General features: G+C 65.4%; 1 protein-coding gene. It reads left to right on the top strand.

Annotated features, from left to right (window positions below; genetic code table 11):
• The coding region (locus SB725_RS30520) for an ABC transporter permease subunit (protein ID WP_410923079.1) at window positions 1–327 on the top strand (327 nt) is incomplete at both ends.

The following is a 327-nucleotide window of genomic DNA, read 5'->3' as shown; positions in this document are numbered from 1 at the left end:
CCATCTACACCTTCCCGCATGCGCTGATGATTCTGCTGTCAGCCCTGTCACTGGCCGATGCGCGCCTGTTCGACGCTGCTTCCAGCATGGGGGCCGGGCCTTGGCGGGCGTTTTCCAGCATTACCTGGCCTGCCACACGCCAGGCAGTGTTCGCGGCCTTCTGCCTGGTGTTCACCCTGACCATCACTGACTTCGGCGTCCCGGTCGTGGTCGGCGGCGACGCTGTACTGGCTGTCGTCGGTGGCATTGGGGCGCACGTCTACCAGCACACTGCGCAGCCCAGCGGTCACTTTGTGCTTGGCCACGGCCGTGGCGAGAACTTCGGGG

This window comes from Pseudomonas sp. SIMBA_041 (assembly GCF_046535095.1).
GTDB classification, from domain to species: Bacteria; Pseudomonadota; Gammaproteobacteria; order Pseudomonadales; family Pseudomonadaceae; genus Aquipseudomonas; species Aquipseudomonas mucoides.
This window is presented reverse-complemented; position numbering and strand designations above follow the sequence as displayed.